At 50.1% G+C, this 17173-nt stretch carries 13 protein-coding genes; 8 read left to right on the top strand and 5 right to left on the bottom strand.

The features are described 5' to 3' along the window. Nucleotides 1-111 precede the first annotated feature (111 nt). Nucleotides 112-804 carry a hypothetical protein gene (locus J7438_RS20880; protein ID WP_209278078.1) on the bottom strand — a complete coding sequence of 231 codons (693 nt, stop codon included), beginning with the start codon at nucleotides 802-804 and terminating at the stop codon, nucleotides 112-114. A gap of 385 nt (nucleotides 805-1189) precedes the next feature. Here J7438_RS20880 and J7438_RS20875 point away from each other — a divergent pair, with 385 nt between their 5' ends. Beyond that, nucleotides 1190-2548, top strand: a complete 1359-nt coding sequence (locus J7438_RS20875; protein ID WP_209278077.1) for a protein kinase domain-containing protein — start codon at nucleotides 1190-1192, stop codon at nucleotides 2546-2548. Between the two features lie 19 nt (nucleotides 2549-2567). Here the strand turns inward: J7438_RS20875 and J7438_RS20870 are convergent, their stop codons facing one another. The 3 genes from J7438_RS20870 to fabA form a co-directional block, all read right to left on the bottom strand. Continuing rightward, nucleotides 2568-3983, bottom strand: a complete 1416-nt coding sequence (locus tag J7438_RS20870; RefSeq protein WP_209278076.1) for an L-serine ammonia-lyase — start codon at nucleotides 3981-3983, stop codon at nucleotides 2568-2570. A gap of 553 nt (nucleotides 3984-4536) precedes the next feature. Beyond that, on the bottom strand, nucleotides 4537-5751 hold the full coding sequence (gene fabB, locus J7438_RS20865; RefSeq protein WP_209201229.1) for a beta-ketoacyl-ACP synthase I: 1215 nt from the start codon (nucleotides 5749-5751) through the stop codon (nucleotides 4537-4539). A gap of 95 nt (nucleotides 5752-5846) precedes the next feature. Further along, complete coding sequence (gene fabA, locus J7438_RS20860; RefSeq protein WP_209201228.1) at nucleotides 5847-6401, bottom strand: 3-hydroxyacyl-[acyl-carrier-protein] dehydratase FabA; 555 nt, start codon at nucleotides 6399-6401, stop codon at nucleotides 5847-5849. 603 nt (nucleotides 6402-7004) lie between these two features. Here fabA and J7438_RS20855 point away from each other — a divergent pair. The 5 genes from J7438_RS20855 to uup all read left to right on the top strand — a co-directional run bounded on the left by J7438_RS20855 (nucleotide 7005) and on the right by uup (nucleotide 12437). Beyond that, nucleotides 7005-8057 carry an NAD(P)H-dependent glycerol-3-phosphate dehydrogenase gene (locus J7438_RS20855; protein ID WP_209278075.1) on the top strand — a complete coding sequence of 351 codons (1053 nt, stop codon included), beginning with the start codon at nucleotides 7005-7007 and terminating at the stop codon, nucleotides 8055-8057. Nucleotides 8058-8108: 51 nt separating this feature from the next. Then, the gene (locus J7438_RS20850; protein WP_209278074.1) at nucleotides 8109-8456 is read left to right on the top strand and encodes a DUF4389 domain-containing protein; all 348 of its coding nucleotides are present in this window, start codon (nucleotides 8109-8111) and stop codon (nucleotides 8454-8456) included. Between the two features lie 3 nt (nucleotides 8457-8459). After that, the gene (sixA, locus tag J7438_RS20845) at nucleotides 8460-8903 is read left to right on the top strand and encodes a phosphohistidine phosphatase SixA (RefSeq protein ID WP_209278073.1); all 444 of its coding nucleotides are present in this window, start codon (nucleotides 8460-8462) and stop codon (nucleotides 8901-8903) included. A gap of 274 nt (nucleotides 8904-9177) precedes the next feature. Further along, nucleotides 9178-10419: an MFS transporter gene (locus J7438_RS20840; RefSeq protein WP_209201224.1), complete on the top strand. Its 1242-nt coding sequence runs from the start codon at nucleotides 9178-9180 to the stop codon at nucleotides 10417-10419. Nucleotides 10420-10538: 119 nt separating this feature from the next. Beyond that, complete coding sequence (gene uup / locus J7438_RS20835) at nucleotides 10539-12437, top strand: ATP-binding cassette ATPase Uup (RefSeq protein WP_209278072.1); 1899 nt, start codon at nucleotides 10539-10541, stop codon at nucleotides 12435-12437. Nucleotides 12438-12487: 50 nt separating this feature from the next. Here the strand turns inward: uup and J7438_RS20830 are convergent, their stop codons facing one another. Beyond that, complete coding sequence (locus J7438_RS20830) at nucleotides 12488-12928, bottom strand: universal stress protein (protein WP_209201222.1); 441 nt, start codon at nucleotides 12926-12928, stop codon at nucleotides 12488-12490. A gap of 696 nt (nucleotides 12929-13624) precedes the next feature. On the opposite strand from J7438_RS20830, the gene fadB reads away from it, so the two are divergent. Together fadB and fadA are read left to right on the top strand one after the other, a co-directional pair. Beyond that, complete coding sequence (gene fadB, locus J7438_RS20825) at nucleotides 13625-15772, top strand: fatty acid oxidation complex subunit alpha FadB (protein ID WP_209278071.1); 2148 nt, start codon at nucleotides 13625-13627, stop codon at nucleotides 15770-15772. 71 nt (nucleotides 15773-15843) lie between these two features. After that, nucleotides 15844-17016, top strand: a complete 1173-nt coding sequence (gene fadA, locus J7438_RS20820; protein ID WP_209278070.1) for an acetyl-CoA C-acyltransferase FadA — start codon at nucleotides 15844-15846, stop codon at nucleotides 17014-17016. The last annotated feature ends 157 nt before the right edge of the window (nucleotides 17017-17173 follow it).

Raw genomic sequence — 17173 nt, 5'->3', positions numbered from 1 at the left:
CAGCAAAAAGGCGAAGTCATGACTTCGCCTTTTTGCTATCTGGCGGATGACCGCGTCAGGATGCCATGTTGACAATTTTGATGGGTCATCTTTGCCTGAATTTTCAAGATTCTACAAACTCCTTTCAGTCTTCTTCAACTTAATACTTTCGAGTACATCCGGAGTCATTTGAAATTGTTTAGGGGGGGATAATTTAGAACCCATCAACCCTGGTTTTGGTGCTATTGTCGGCTTCCTGTCACTTTTTATCACCTTCTTACCCGATAAAACAGCAGGCAGAGGTGGTGGTGGAGGAATCACGCCCGGACCCACAGGAACAGTGTCAATTTGCTTTGGAGCAACCCTGACAGGTTCTACTGGCTGAGATTTCGACTTTCGTGGTTCGGTGATCAGGACCCTTTCCGTTCCTTCTGTTTCTTTCCTGCGTTTTTTCAGTCTCTCAAACAGTTCTTCTATATGTTCTTTATTTAAATTTTCGTGTTTCTTCTCTCCCTTTTGTTCAGCACTGATATTGCGTTTGATTTGCGCCCATGTGTCAGGTTGTTTCATTATCGGCGGTGGCGGCGGCGCAGCGGGAGGGGCTGCTGGTTTTTGTTCAGTCAGTGCGATTTTCGGCATACTCTTATACATTCGGGAATCACTGCCGGATTTAGTGCTATCTGAACTGGCAGGCATGTGAATATTCTCTGCACAACCAGTTATTTTATGATTTTTAAAACTTCCTTTTTTAGGCTTATTAGTATTTTTATTGTCTGATTTATCCGCAGTATGTAAAAGTTGGGCGATTTTTGGTGAAATTCTCATGGCAACTTCTCCCTTAGAGTACTTAAGCTATTCCATGGTTAATTATTTTTGTTGCGCCAATTTCTAATTCATTTAATTATTGTCTTTTTAATGATTATTATAAATAAGACTTTTGGATAAAAAGGTGACTTACGATGGATATCCGAGCCCGGAAATATCATAATTAACTTCTTGCTAATGTCCTGGTGTTGTTAAACTTCCTGCCTTGGGGGGGCTGATCCGGTAAATTTCCAGAGTACTACCACAGTAGCAGCGGTTATTTGCGATGATGAACTGTAATTCATTGATGTGCAGGAATTTTCTGACCGAATCCAGTTTTTTTGGCAAAGTCGCTGCCTTTCATGTCGATAAGTTGCTCTATCAGAGCAACTAAAGTTTACAGGCAATGAAACCACTCAACCATTCTGCCTCAACGCCTCCCACTATTAACTCTGAAAAGGAGGGAAATCAAGCCCATACCGACCAGGCTGACCGGCAACACACGAATAAATCCAAAACCCCAACTGTCACAAAACACATCCTGACAACCGAAAATGACGTTGGCTATGAAAGTCTTGGCACCTCCTTGTCCAGTCGCTCCGGGTCATCAATCGATGATAACGGAATACTCCTGACCCCATGCTCCGAAGGCTCGGAAGATTCAGTTTTCTGGGAAAACAGTGACCACTCGATACTGAGCGAACAGGCTTCAATCACTAAAACACTTGGACACGGTGCCACTGCGATTGTCGACCTGGTCGAACAAACCGATGTTCATGGAAACTCTGAAAAGTTTGCCCTGAAAAGGTCAATAACAAACTCCTGTCACGAAGCGGCTACAGAGTCTCTGAATCGGGAAGCAGAGATAATGAAAAAAGTAGGCGACCATCCAAATATTGTAAATTGCTATGGTTTTGAGCAGGTCGATAACCGGTCAGGATTACTTTTTGAGTTCATAGATGGGCAAAATCTGCAAACGCTGACCATCACACTCATACACCAACTGAAAACAGGAATTATCACGCCTGACGAGTTTTTTAATGCCTATGCCCATCTGCAGGAACAGCAACTGTTTGCCTTGGCGCATCTTGAAAAACAAGGCATTGTTCACTCTGATGTTAAACCATTTAACTGTATGTTTGACAAGAACACCCAAAGCGTTAAACAGCTGGACTTCGGGCAAGCTGCTGTAGCCGGAGAAAGTTCGCATTTTGGCAGTGAGGATTTCGCCGCACCAGATACTTTCAAATTACTGAAAGACCTGAACGCACATATCCCGGCAAAAACAGCAGACGATGCTTTTGCTTATGGTCAAAGTCTCTACAGAGTTCTGAAAGAGCTGGAAACCGGAACAGCCGCCAGCTTCTGTCACGATGCCGAACTAGACACCTTTTTTCCTCCAGAGCGTCAAGCCCGGGCTCTGGCAATTTCCCACGCCATGCAGAGATACGAAACCGTAAAGCCCGATAACACTTACCATAAGGCCATACCCAATGATAAAAAAAGCCTGGAGCAACTGAGCTTGAGAGTAGCTTCTGTAAGCCATCCAAATACCCAGGATTTCAATACACTGACCCAGAAGGCTGAGGCCTTAAAACGCTACCTTGAGCCGATGGTTTCCTTAATCAATGATCTTTTACACCCAAACCCGTCATTACGTGTTCTCCCTTCCAAAGCATTGCATTATCAGTGGTTTGAAAAATGCATCTCCAGTCCTGAGGAAGCGAAAAAGACCCAGGTTTTCGCGGTTGAAAACAGAGCATGAACCAGGCTGATGGCCGCTTTCAGGATACCATTCTGACGATTTTGATCGGTTGTGCCCTGGCATAAACGGCCAGACCACCCAATGAGGTTTCCCGGTATTTGGCCTGAAGATCCAGCCCTGTCCGGTACATGGTTTCAATGCAGCTGTCCAGCGACACCGCATGGTCACCATCGCCACGCATGGCCAGACGGGACGCGGTGATGGCCTTGATGGCGGCCATGCCATTGCGCTCAATGCAGGGAATCTGCACTAATCCTGCGATGGGGTCGCAGGTCATGCCCAGATGATGTTCCATGCCAATTTCAGCGGCATTCTCCACCTGTTCCATGGTGGCACCCTGAACGGCAGCCAGTGCTGCGGCGGCCATTGAGCATGCAGAGCCTACTTCAGCCTGACAGCCCGCTTCGGCTCCGGAAATCGACGCATTCATCTTGATCAGCGAGCCAATGGTGGCGGCTGTGGCAATAAAATCGCGAATTCCCTGCTGATTATTTCGCGAGATAAAGCGGGTGTAATAGGCCAGCGTCGCCGGGATAACGCCAGCAGCCCCGTTGGTCGGTGCAGTGACCACACGGCCCCCGCAGGCATTTTCTTCGTTAACGGCCATGGCAAACAGGGTTACCCAGTCCATGATGGCAAAGTGATCCATCAGCATGGCGTCAGGGTTGCTGGTCAGATTTTTATGCATATTCGCGGCACGGCGCTTCAGGCCGCTGACCGGAAGAGTGCCTTCCATACGCAGGCCCCTTTCGATGCAGGCGTGCATGACTGTCCAAATGGCATCAATCTTGTCGTTTACCAGGTCCACATCACCCTGATGTCGGGCAACTTCATTGTCAATGGTCAACTGAGCAATGGTCAGGTTGTGCTCATGGCACAGATCAAGAAGCTCGGCGGCCGTTCTGAAAGGATAGGGAATCTGACCGGAATCTTCAGCGCTGTTGGCCGCCTCTGGCTGATTGTACTCTTCGGCACTGACCACAAACCCTCCGCCAATAGAGAGATAAGACTTGTAATAAATCACTACACCATTGTTGTCGGAAGCGAAAATTCGCATGCCATTGGGGTGCTCAGGCAGCGTTTCGCCGTTATGGAAAATCAGGTGCGAATCGTAATCAAAGACAATGGGGTGTTTGCCGGCCAGGTTGAGGGCTTTATTGGTTTTGATATCCGCAAAAATCTGATCAGCTTCATCGGGATCAATAGTGTCCGGGCGATAACCGGTCAGGCCGAGCAGGGTGGCCTTATCGGTGCCATGGCCAACACCCGTCAGCGCCAGCGAGCCATAAAGACCAACTCGAATGGATGAGATACTGGACAGGGTGCCTTTTTCTTCCAGCTCCTTCAGAAAGCGGTGTCCAGCCCACATTGGGCCTACCGTGTGAGAGCTGGATGGGCCAATGCCCGTTTTGAAAATATCAAAAATGCTGAGCATAGTGTTTACTGGCTCGGAAAAAGGTTAAAAAGAAAATGGCGGATTTCTGATGCCTGTCAGGGTGTTGCTGCTGTGTGCAGCCCGTGGCTTTTTGAGGCACTTTTACCTGAAAAGTTCTTGTCCTGCCCTTGTCCTGTTCTATTGTGCCGTCATTTGTTCGGGACTGATATTGCGGTAGTGCTACACGCTCCCCCGGTTTTCCGAATGATAACTGTGACTGTTCCGGGGCAATTTCACTTAAGCGACAGAATTATGAAAGGATTAAGCTGCCCGGACGTATCATCAGGGCTGATATCTAGGAGGCTGTCCGAGAATAGACTGCCCTACTGCGGTGGCAGCAAATTGGTCTAAAAAGTCGGAAATTTTTAGCAAATAGAACCACTATTCACTAAAAATTTCCGACTTTTTATCCTCAATTTTCTGCCATCCTCGCTACGGGCGCTATTCTCGGTCAGCCTCCTAGTGACTAGTGATTGGCTTAACTGCTTTTTACATTGACAGAAACCGGATCCTCAGGGTCTCGGGGCTGTTGCGAAACCCTGAGGAAAAATGATTACTGGTAACGCTCAAATACCAGGCAGGCGTTGGTGCCACCAAAGCCAAAGCTGTTGGACATAATCCGGTTCAGTTTTTGTTCGCGGGCTTCACCGGTCAGGATGGGCAGGTTTTTAGCCGCTTCATCCAGGTTCTGAACATTAGCAGAAGCGGTGATGAAGTTGTGCTTCATCATCAGCAGGCAGTATATGGCTTCCTGAACGCCAGCAGCACCCAGAGAGTGGCCGGACAGTGATTTGGTGGAGCTGATCACTGGCATCTGGTCGCCAAATACCTCAGTAAGCGCTTTCAACTCAGCCACATCACCGACCGGGGTGCTGGTGCCGTGAGTATTGATGTAATCAATAGGGGCGTTGATGGTTTCCATGGCCATGCGCATACAGCGTGCAGCGCCTTCACCAGACGGAGCTACCATATCATAGCCATCGGAAGTGGCACCATAGCCGGTGATTTCAGCGTAAATCCTGGCACCACGGGCTTTGGCGTGCTCCAGCTCTTCCACCACAATCATGCCGCCGCCACCGGCGATAACGAAGCCATCCCGGTCAGCATCATAGGCACGGGAAGCCTGCTCAGGGGTGTCATTGTACCTGGTGCTCAGTGCCCCCATGGCATCGAACAGACCGGTTTGCGTCCAGTGTTCCTCTTCACCACCACCGGCAAAGACGATGTCCTGCTTGCCCAGCTGGATCTGTTCAATGGCATTGCCAATACAGTGTGCGCTGGTGGCACAGGCAGAGGTAATTGAGTAGTTAACGCCCTTGATTTTAAACGGGGTGGCAAGGCAGGCCGACACGGTACTGCCCATGGTGCGGGTAACCCGGTAGGGGCCGACGCGCTTGACACCTTTTTCTCTCATGATGTCTGCAGAGTCGACAATATTTTCTGACGAGGCTCCGCCAGAAGCCGCAATCAGTCCGGTACGGGGGTTGGAAACCAGATCTTCAGTCAGGCCCGCATCGTCAATGGCCTGCTTCATGGCAATATAGGCATAGGCAGCGGCGTTGCCCATGAAGCGCAGGGTTTTGCGGTCAATAAACTGTTCGAAATCGATGTCTACTGTGCCGGACACCTGGCTGCGGAAACCATGCTCCTTATAGCTTTCATTGAAGCGAATACCGGAGCGCCCAAGTTTAAGGCTCTCGGCTACCTCATCCTGGGTGATACCCAGGCAGGATGTGATGCCAATCCCTGTAACTACAACACGTTTCATTGATGTCAACCTGAATAGCCTGTTTAAGTCAGAAAAAAACCAGAGTCAGATCCCGGTACTCCCTCCCGTCCAGCGGGCAGGAGGGAACAGGGAAATCAGAAAGCGTCAGTGTTCTGGAAAAGACCTACCCGCAGTCCTTCCGCGGTGTAAATTTCCCGGCCATCAACACTGACTGATCCATCAGCAATGCCCAGAACCAGTTTGCGTGCGATGATACGTTTAATATCAATACGGTATGTTACTTTTTTGCTGGTGGGCAGAATCTGGCCGGTAAATTTTACCTCGCCACTGCCAAGGGCGCGTCCCCGGCCGGGGTTGCCCATCCAGCCCAGGTAGAAGCCAACCAGCTGCCACATGGCGTCAAGTCCGAGACATCCGGGCATAACAGGGTCTCCCGGAAAGTGGCAGGAGAAGAACCAGAGGTCCGGATTGATATCCAGTTCTGCGATGATCTCGCCTTTGCCATAGGCTCCGCCCTGTTCAGAAATGCGAACGATGCGGTCAAGCATCAACATATCAGGGGCCGGGAGCTGAGCATTACCAGCACCAAAAAGCTCACCCTGTGAACAGCGTAACAAATCTTCTTTGCTGAAAGCTTCTTGTTGGCTAACGGCTTCTTGTCTGAGGCCAGATTTCGATGGTTGCTTCATTCGTTTATTGGTTCCTGGAAGGTCCAGCACCTGCATGGCATCAGGCCAGTGATGACACCCGGGAGCCGATACTATGATCGGGACTTCCCTGCCGATACGGCATTCACATCAGGGGCCGATGACCCCGCTTAATCCTGACAGTCTTGCAAAATGCATTACTATCGTTCCGGTGAGGAACTATACCATTGCTTTTTATCTGTGATAGTGCTGTTGGGCTCTTTGTAACAAAAAGACAACACTGAGCCACTGAAACAGTGGCCAATGATAAGTGTCATAGCATCTTATTACCAGAAATCTGATCAGTGTCAGGCCTGTTGCATCACTGGCATAATTTGGCAAAGTACCGGCAAAGGCCAAAGAGTCTGTGAAGGCGTATGACGTATATTGCTACTCGGGAAGTAAAGGTAATACAGTCGGGAATGGTTTTCTAGCATTGCACAATCGTACAATATTGAGGAGCATTACCTTGATTCGAAAAAAAAATTCAGTTTCTGGTAGCTATCTTCTGTGCAACGCTTTTTACTGGTGTGATTAAATAAAGCTTTTACCGCAGACCTCAAGAGATTTTGATGCAGTGTTTGCGGGTAAAACGGGATTAACTATATGACAGAGAGGCCACATGGCACCGCAGAAAATGGCGGTACTGGGGAATATACAATCGCTGTTCTTGGTGGCGGCAGTTTTGGTACGGCTCTGGCTGATATCTCCGCCACCAATGGCCACAGGGTGAAGCTCTGGATGAGAGATGCAGAGCAGGTCAGGAGCATTAATGATGACCATGTGAATGCCAGGTATCTTCCCGAGTTCAGGATTCATCCTTCCGTTAGCGCAAGCACGGATCTGTCGGCGGTGGTCGCTGATGCTGATATCGTCTTTATCGCTATTCCCAGCAAATCTTTCCGGGAGGTGGTCAGAAAAACCAACGGACTGCTTTGTGGCAAGATAGTGATCAGTACCACGAAAGGTATCGAACCCGTTACCTTTGATCTGATGAGTCAGATTCTGATGGAAGAGCTGGAAAACCCTCGTATCGGTGTTTTGAGCGGACCCAACCTGGCTGGTGAGATCGTTGCCAAGGCTCTGACAGCCACGGTGATTGCCAGTGACGATGAAGACCTTTGCCAGATCATACAGTCGGTCTTGCACTGTGATTACTTCAGGGTTTACTCCAACACGGATGTTTATGGTGTGGAATTGGCAGGTGCTTTAAAGAATATTTATGCCATAGTCTCTGGCATGGGAGCAGCACTGGGCATGGGTGAGAATACCCAAAGTATGCTGATTACCCGAAGCCTTGCGGAAATGAGTCGCTTTGCGGTAACACTCGGCGCTAATCCGATGACATTTTTGGGATTGGCCGGGGTGGGTGATCTTGTGGCTACCTGCACTTCTGACCTGAGTCGAAATTTCCGGGTTGGTTATGCCCTGGGCCAAGGCTGTTCGCTTGATCAAGCTGAGGCGAGACTGGGGCAGGTGGCGGAAGGGGTGAACACCCTGAAGCAGGTAAAGCAAAAGGCCGACCAGCTGGGAGTTTATATGCCGTTGGTGGATGGTTTGTACAGCATTATTTTTGAGGGCAATGCCATTGGTGCGCTGGTTAAGGGAATGATGCTCCGGGAGCAGAAAACCGATGTGGAGTTTATGTCCACGCAGTAGCTGAATCTGAATAATACAACTTTTCTTTAGAGAATATGGGCTTAAAAGACTATGGAGAGAAGCGTGATGGATGAGAAAGTGGTTAATAACCTTAAATCGGAGTCTCGTTGGTTGAGGCTGGTCTTTATGGTGGTTTTCGGTGTTGTGGCCTATCTTGCTGCTTTTCTGGTGATGCTGATGGCAATTGTTCAGGCTATTCACGGGTTTATTATGAGCGAACCCAATGATCGTCTGTTAAAATTCAGTGCCGGTGTGAATCAGTACATTTACCAGATTGCCGGGTTTCTGACCTACAACTCTGATACTAAACCCTATCCATTCTCAGACTGGCCTGTCCCTGGTGGAGACAGAGCGTCAGGTGATGATGAGAAAGAACTGAACGGATCGGATAATGATTAAATCATGAAACTTATCATTATGCGCCACGGTCAGGCATCATGGTCTGCCCCTTCGGATAAGGAAAGGGATCTCACTGAGCAGGGTATCCGTGAGGTCAGGGATACCGTTGCTTTATTGGCTGCTCAGCGGGTAGATTGTGTGTTTGCCAGCCCGTATCTTCGGGCTCAGCAAACGGCCCATATCGCGGCAGAGGCGTTTGGGCTCAAGGTTGAAACGCTGGACGAGCTGGAGCCTGATGGTAATCCGGCAAAAGTACTCGACGCTCTCCCGGATTCCGGTGTAGTACTATTGGCCAGTCATATGCCCATAGTCGGTTATCTGACCGGTTTACTATGCGACGGAACCCCTAAGATTGGCCCTTCCTTCCAAACAGGGATGGCCCTGGTTCTGGAGGCGGATATTCTTGCTCCCGGAATGGGCCGGGTTATTGAGCGTATTATTCCTTAGCCTCAGGGGCTATAGGTTCGCATAAGAACAGCCGTTTACTTTCAGAATTCCAGAGCATTTTCTCTGATTGTGGAAAATATTATTTTTCTCCTGTTTTCGGGCTTTAAGTCTGCCTCTTAAAGCCATTCATGGTTAATAGATTCAAATTTCTGTCTACTCTGGTGATTTTTTAATGAACTTATTAATTGTCATCTAATCTAACCCTGCTCAGACCCCATGTTGAAAACATTTTATATAGGGAAAGGGTATTAGGGATAGTTAGGGAGTAAGTACGGTGGCGACAAGTTCTATAAGCCTCAGAGGCATTATTATCTGCTCAATAGCAGCATTGTTCTGTTCGTATCAATTTATGCTTCAGGGGGCACCATCGGTAATGGTGCCTCAGTTGATGTCGGCTTTCGATCTTGATGTGGCAGATATCGGTTGGTTAACCAGCAGTTTCCTCTGCTTTTATCTTCTGTTTCAGGTTCCGGGAGGCTACCTGGCGGATCGCTGTAATGCCCGGCTATTATTGGTGGTTTGCTGTGTATTGATGGCTGTTGGCTGTTACTGGTTCAGTGTTTCTGAAACCATGTTGTCAGCCAGCGCATCCCGGGCATTTATGGGCGTGATGACCTCCCCGGTGATTGTGGTCTGCATGAATCTGGCCAGTCGCTGGTTTCCGGAACGTTATTTTCCAACCCTTGCGGGGGCAATTGAAGCTTTTGGGCTGGCCGGTGGCGGGCTTGGCCCACTGATACTGCCGAATCTTATGGAAGCCTATGGGTGGCAGGGTGCCATGCAGGCCGCCGCCATTTTTGGTGCTGTACTTGCTGCCCTGATTGCCGTCTTTGTGAAAAGCACGCCGCCGGTCTCCGTCAGTGATGCCAGGTTGCATGATGTGACCTGTGGAGGTGGTTCTGAGACTGACCCCAGCGAAAAGGTGCCATTTGATCGGGCCTCTTTAATCCTGTGCTGTTTGTATGGTTTTGGCCTGTTTGCCGTCATTACCAGTTTTGCTGGTTTGTGGGGAATTCCTTTCTTCTATGAGCGTTTTCCCGGTGAGCAGGAAGCGGTTGCTGATATGGTTGCGTTGATTTTTGTCGGTGCCGCTATTGGTGCTCCTCTGCTGGGCTGGCTGGCCTGCCTGGTTGGGTCAATGCGCAAGGTGATGGTGGTTTGCGCTATCGCTTCTCCTGTGTTGTTCAGTTTGCTGATCTTCTGCCCATGTTCCATGCTGGTCATGTCCATGATCTGTTTTATGGCAGGGATCAGCAGTGTTGGCTATATGCTGGCATTCTCCGTGGTGAAAAGCATCAGTCCACCGGAACGGATTGGCGTCCTGCTGGCGATTACCAATGGTTCCATGCTGCTGGCAGGTCCGGTTATGCAGCTGATTATCGGGTTTATCCTGGAGGGGCTCGGGCATGATGGCCTGGGTGCCTTGTCCATTGAGGACTACCAGCTGGCTTTTGTGCCGTTATTGCTTTGTCAGCTGATGGCTTTGATTGTCGCGATTTGTCTGAAAAAACAGTGATACATGCTACCCATTGCCGGTGGTTGGCGTTATTCTAGTTTGTTTTTTTCAACACTTTCGGTTGTTAAACCTTTGCAGGTGCGGATAGCTGGCAAAGGACTTCACCTCCTGGATGGATAATGCCGTTACTTAGATTCGAAAAGGTCAGCCTGGCTTATGGTGACCAACCCCTGCTGGATCATACCGAGTTTCAGATTCGAAAAGGTGAGAGAGTCTGCTTATTGGGCCGCAATGGTGCAGGCAAATCTACCTTGATGAAGCTGGTGTCCGGCACAATTCTGCCTGATGATGGCACCCTCTGGCGTAAGCCCGGTCTGAAGGTAGGGGTTTTGAATCAGGACCTTCCTGACCAGGATGAAAAGAAAGTTTATGATGTGGTTGCCTCAGGCCTTGAGGCGGTTGGTGAACTGATCAGTCGTTACCATACCTTATCCATGAATATCAGCACTGACGCTGATATGAAAGCACTGGAGAAAGTCCAGCAGCAGCTGGAGTCCGTGGATGGCTGGAGCCTCAGCCAGAAGGTGGATACGGTTATTCAGAAGCTGGGTCTTCCGGCTGAAAAACAGATGAAAGAACTTTCCGGTGGCTGGCGTCGGCGGGTGGAGCTGGCCAGGGCGCTGGTGGGCGACCCTGATCTGCTGTTGCTGGATGAGCCTACGAACCATCTTGATATTATTGCCATTGACTGGCTTGAGAAACAGCTGAAAGATTTCTCCGGAGCCTTGCTGTTTATTACCCACGACCGTTCATTTCTCCAGTCGCTGGCGACCCGGATTATTGAGCTGGATCGCGGGCAGCTGACCAGCTGGGAGTGCGACTATAAAACCTTCCTGGAGCGCAAGGCTCATGCCCTTGAAGTAGAGGCTGAGCAAAATGCCCTGTTCGATAAAAAACTGGCGCAGGAAGAGGTGTGGATTCGTCAGGGGATTAAAGCTCGCCGAACCCGTAACGAAGGGCGGGTTCGGGACCTGAAAAAACTCCGGGAGGAGCGTCGTCAGCGCCGTGAGGTGCAGGGCAATGCCAGCTTTGGACTGGAGCAGGGCGAAGCGTCAGGCAAGCTGGTGCTGGAAGCCAAAAATATTTCCCAGTCGTTTGATCAGCATACCGTCATTAACGACTTCAATCTCCGGCTGATGCGCGGTGACAAGATTGGCTTGATTGGAGCCAACGGGGCAGGGAAGTCAACGCTACTCAGTATCCTTCTGGGCAATCTCAAGCCGGAAACGGGATCTGTTAAAATGGGGACCAGGCTTGAGGTGGCTTATTTTGACCAGCTGCGTAATCAGCTGGACCTTGAAAAAACCGTGATTGATAACGTGGCGGAAGGTCGTGAGAGTATCACCATCAATGGCTCAAGTCGGCATGTTATTGGCTATCTGGGAGATTTCCTGTTTCCACCCGGTCGTTGCCGTGTGCCGGTCAAGGCGCTTTCCGGTGGGGAGAGAAACCGATTATTGCTCGCGCGTTTGTTCAGTAAACCCGCCAATTTGCTGGTAATGGACGAGCCCACCAACGACCTTGATGTTGAGACTCTGGAGCTTCTGGAATCCTTGTTGGTGGAGTTCACTGGCACCATTCTGCTGGTCAGTCACGACCGGACATTCCTGGATAATGTGGTATCGAGTACTTTGGTGTTTGAACCAGGTGGTCATATCAGTGAGTATGTTGGTGGATTTGATGACTGGTTGCACCAGGGCGGTTCGATTTCAAGCCTGGTAGCAGAAGCCCAGGTGGTTAAAAAAACGGAAAAGCCTAAAGCGCCACCCGGTCAGCCTGAAGCCACCAAGCCGGTGAAAAAGAAACTCAGTTACAAACTGCAACGCGAGCTTGATGCTTTGCCGGAGGAGATTGAGGCACTTGAAGAAGAGCTTGGTCAGCTGGAGGCTCAAACTGCTGAGTCGAGTTTTTATCAGGGAGATCAGTCCGAAGTCCAGACTGTGCTTAACAGGCTGTCTGAGCTCAATGAGTTGATAGAACAGAAAATGGAACGGTGGGAAGAGTTGGATAATATGTAGGTATTCACAAGAGCCACAGGTGTAGAATGTGGCTCTTTTTTATAACAGGCTTAGCTGTTTTTACCGACTCTCACTGCCAGTACATCGCAACCGGCACCATGCAGGATACTGGTTGATGTAGAGCCTAAAATCAGTGCCAGTCCATGACGGCCGTGGCTGCCAACCACAATCAGGTCAACGTCTGACTCTTCGGCTATCCGGTGAACCTCACGCTCGGGTCGGCCATAGACCACATGCTGTTCACCTTTCTTCAGCTGGATGGAATCGGCCAGGCGGGCGATGCGTTCTTTTGCCTGTTCGGTGATTTCATCCTGCAAGGTGGTGAGGTCGAGAGGGATATCGCTGCCATAGGCAACGCTGAGTGGCTCGACAACATGAACCATGGTCAGTCTCGCCTGGTGTTTTTCGGCAATGGATTTGGCTTTCTCGAGCACCTCGTCGGCTTCGTCGGACAAATCGATCGCAACCAGAATATGCTTGTAGAGGCTCATAAGCTGTCTTCCTTCTTGAATAGATGCAAAAAGTGATCCGCCCTGTAACATCTGGATGGCCAGACCGCTGTCGCGATTCCTCATGATCATCAATAAGATGGATTGAGGAGTTCATGGAGGGCATGAATGCTTCTAAAGTCATGGCATTTCCATTGTAAGGCCTATCCTGGTTTTATTCATCGTTTTATTAGCTGTCTGTCCGGTAATTTTCCATCAGCAATGCTCCGGATTCGGAAGTGGCTATTTTCTGGATGAGTAATCTTGTGTAACTGTGGGGAAAAGGTGGCATCTTCATGGTGTTTCAGGCTTGACTTTAAACACCATTTCACAGAAGGTAGGCACTAAATTCAAACAGCCGTATGAATTTGCTGGGATGCACTTGGTAATTGCCAGACCGGATATTTCATAAACTGCCCCGAATCTCGCGCAGGACTTTGTCGCTCTAAGGGATTTTGTGAGGGAGCGCCGTACCGGGGAGTACGGTCGACTGAGCAAAACTCCCTTAGAGCGGCAAAGGACAAGCGAGAGCGGGAGCACGTTTATGAAATATCCGGTCCAGGGTAAAGTCAGGAAGTAAAGCAATAATAATCAGATAGCTGCCATAGTTCATGTAACACTTGCATCAGCCCTGTTAATGAAAGGTTGGTCGCCTCAGTATGGTTAGCCTGTCTATCTTCAATCCGAAAGGAGAAGTTCATGATCTACCAGGGGAAGGCATTCAGGGTTTTGCCTGTGGAAGATGGTATCGCCGAATTGCAGTTCAATCTCGAAGGCGAAAGTGTCAATAAGTTCAGTCACTCTGCTATTGAGGATCTGGAGGCTGCGCTGGAGGCCATCCGTGCTGATGAAACGGTCAAAGGCCTTATTCTCACCAGTGGTAAAGATGTATTTATCGTTGGTGCTGATATCAATGAATTCACCCAGACCTTCAAGCAGGATGATGAGACGTTATTGGCCGGAGTGATGACGGTAAATAAGGTCTTCTCCGGTTTTGAAGATCTTGACATACCAACAGTCGCTGCCGTGAATGGCATTGCCCTGGGAGGCGGTTTTGAGATCTGCCTGTGTGCCGATTACCGGGTTCTTTCCACAGAAGCCAAGGTTGGCTTGCCGGAAGTCAAGCTGGGTATCTATCCGGGCTGGGGTGGTACCGTCAGGTTGCCAAGGTTGATTGGTGCGGATAATGCCGTTGAGTGGATTGCCAGTGGCAAAGAGTATCGCCCCGATGCCGCGCTGAAAGCAGGAGCGGTTGATGCAGTGGTTGCGCCTGAAAAACTGAAAGATTCTGCGGTAGCCCTGGTGCGTCGCTGCCTGGATGGTGAACTGGATTATCAGGCCAGAAAGCAGGAGAAAAAAGGCAAGCTGAAACTGCCGCCGATTGAATCGATGATGGTGTTTGAAACCTCATCTGCCGTGGTAAAACAGCAGGCCGGGCCACACATGCTGGCACCGATAGCGGCAGTCAAAACCATCCAGAAGCACGCCTTTATGGACCGTGACAAGGCCCTTGAAGTGGAAGCCAAAGGGTTTATCAAACTGGCCAAGTCTTCCGTGTGTAATGCCCTGGTTGGCCTGTTCCTGAACGATCAGTTCCTTAAGAAAAAGGCCAAGGATTCTGCCAGTATTGCCGCTGAAACCAACAAGGCGGCGGTGTTGGGTGCGGGCATCATGGGTGGTGGTATTGCCTATCAGTCTGCACTGAAAGGTACGCCCATCCTGATGAAAGATATCAATCAGGACGGACTGGATCTTGGTCTTTCCGAAGCTACCAAACTCCTCTCCAAGCGGGTTTCCCGGGGGCGGATGGATGCCAGCAAGATGGGCAGTGTACTGAATAAGATTGTACCTACGCTGTCCTATGGTGATTTCGAGGGCGTCGATGTTGTTGTTGAAGCCGTTGTGGAAAATCCCAAGGTCAAGAAGGCCGTTCTGGCTGACGTAGAAAACCAGGTGTCAGAGAACGCTGTCCTGACGTCCAACACCTCCACTATTTCCATCAATGAACTGGCCAGGGATCTGAAACGTCCGGAACAGTTCTGTGGCATGCACTTCTTTAACCCTGTTCATGCGATGCCATTGGTTGAGGTTATCCGTGGCGAGAAGACCAGCGATGCCACCGTAGCAACCGTGGTTGAGTACGCTCGCAAGATGGGTAAAACACCCGTGGTGGTTAATGACTGCCCAGGGTTTATGGTGAACCGCGTCCTGTTCCCCTACTTTGGCGGCTTCGCTGGCTTGCTCCGTGATGGTGCCGACTTCCAGCAGGTGGATAAGGTCATGGAGCGCTTTGGCTGGCCAATGGGACCTGCCTATCTTATGGATGTGGTGGGTATTGATACCGGTAACCATGGTCAAAGCGTCATGACTGACGGGTATCCGGATCGCATGAAGCGTGACTTCAAAACCGCTGTTGATGTGTTGTATGAAAACCAGCGCTATGGTCAGAAAAACGGTGCCGGTTTCTATAAGTACGAACAGGATAAAAAAGGCAAGCCAAAGAAGGTGGTCGATGAGGCGGTTTATGGCCTGTTCAGTGAGGTGTGTGCTGAACAAAAACCTTTTGATGATGAGGAAATCATCGCCCGCATGATGATCCCACTGTGCATGGAAACCGTTCGTACCCTTGAAGATGGCATTGTTGATTCCGTCGCTGAAGCGGATATGGCACTGATTATGGGTATTGGCTTCCCTCTCTTCCGTGGTGGTGCCCTGAAGTATATTGACACCATAGGTGTGGCGGAGTTTGTTGAGCTTGCCGACAAGTACGCTCATATCAGCCCACTGTATGCGCCGACTGACAAACTTCGGGAAATGGCTCGTGAAGGCAAGACCTTCTACGGTTGATGGCTCTGTGAGTAACCAGGTGAGTCTTACGTTATTGAACCATTTTCAGGGACTATAAAAGAGAGAATATCATGAGCCTGAATCCAAGAGATGCTGTAATTGTTGACTACGGGCGTACCCCCATGGGTCGTTCCAAGGGCGGCATGTATCGTAATGTCCGTGCTGACAACCTGTCTGCCGAGTTGATTACCGGCGTACTTAACCGCAATCCTGAATTGAACCCGGCTGAGGTGGAAGATGTTATCTGGGGTTGCGTAAACCAGACCCTGGAGCAGGGTTGGAACATCGCCCGAATGGCATCGCTGATGTCACCCATTCCCAATACTTCCGCAGGCCAGACGGTCAGCCGTTTGTGCGGATCCTCCATGAGTGCCCTGCAGACAGCCGTTCAGGCTATTCAGACCAATAACGGTGATGTCTTTGTGGTCGGCGGTGTCGAGCACATGGGGCATGTGGGCATGATGCACGGGGTTGACCCGAACCCAAGGTTGTCCAAATACGGTGCCAAGGCTGCCGGTATGATGGGCCTGACTGCAGAAATGCTGGGCAGCATGCACGGCATCAGCCGCCAGGCACAGGATGAATTTGGTGCCCGGTCACACCAGCGGGCCTGGGCTGCCACCGAAGCGGGTAATTTCAAAGATGAAATTATCCCGATGCAGGGGCATGATGCAGACGGCAACCTCCGTCTTTTCACTCAGGATGAAACCATTCGCCCGGAAACAACGGTAGAAGCACTGTCACAGCTTAAGCCTGCATTTAACCCCAAAGGGACAGTGACCGCAGGAACGTCTTCACAGATTACCGATGGCGCTTCCTGTATGATCGTGATGTCTGCCCAGCGGGCTAAAGATCTCGGTTTGCAGCCCATGGCGGTGGTCAGGGCCATGGCGGTTGCCGGAGTTGATCCTTCCATTATGGGGTACGGACCGGTTCCCAGCAGTAAGAAAGCCCTTAAGCGTATCGGCTTGACCATCGATGATATTGATCATGTAGAGCTGAATGAGGCGTTTGCTGCCCAGGCACTGCCCGTCCTGAAAGACCTTAAATTGCTGGATAAGATGGAGGAAAAGGTTAACCTGAATGGTGGTGCCATTGCTCTCGGTCATCCCTTTGGCTGCTCCGGTGCCCGAATTTCCGGAACACTGCTGAATGTGATGAAACAGAATGGCGGCACCCTCGGGCTGGCAACCATGTGTGTTGGCCTTGGTCAGGGTATCACTACCATTTTTGAAAGGGTTTGAACGACGTTTTGAGGCGTCTGTTGTAATCACTTTCTACCATCATACATAAGCCCGGTTTTGTCCGGGCTTTTTTTGTCAACGGTTTGGACTCCCACGTTCCCGAGGGTGTTGCGAAAAGACTTAAAAAGAATGACACCACAAAGGCACAAAGACACAA

The organism is Thalassotalea sp. G20_0, from assembly GCF_017744175.1.
Taxonomy (GTDB): domain Bacteria; phylum Pseudomonadota; class Gammaproteobacteria; order Pseudomonadales; family Endozoicomonadaceae; genus Endozoicomonas.
The sequence above is the reverse complement of the archived record's forward strand: the minus strand, read 5'-3'. Positions and strand labels throughout refer to the sequence as shown.